Here is a 214-nt window from a genome sequence, read left to right on the forward strand (position 1 = left end):
GAGGTGCTGGTTGGTGCCGATGCGGAGCTCGCGCACCACGGCATCCGCGAGGGCCTGCATGGCGCTCGCCATGCTGGCGAGGCGACGATGCTCGTCGGCGCCGCGCGGGATGCGGGCGATCTCGAAGCCGTCGTCGGTGAGCACGATGGCCGCCCGCAGGGGACGGCAGACCGCCGCCAGGCCGGCGAGGGCCGCCACCGCGGCCGAGACGACG

Annotated in this window: 1 protein-coding gene; it reads right to left on the reverse strand. The window is 75.7% G+C overall.

Annotated features, from left to right (window positions below; genetic code table 11):
- The coding region (locus FJ658_RS15145) for a roadblock/LC7 domain-containing protein (RefSeq protein WP_141146215.1) at window positions 1-198 on the reverse strand (198 nt) is incomplete at its 3' end.
- Between the last annotated feature and the right edge of the window lie 16 nt (window positions 199-214).

Source organism: Schumannella sp. 10F1B-5-1 (genome assembly GCF_006517535.1).
Lineage (GTDB): Bacteria > Actinomycetota > Actinomycetes > Actinomycetales > Microbacteriaceae > Schumannella.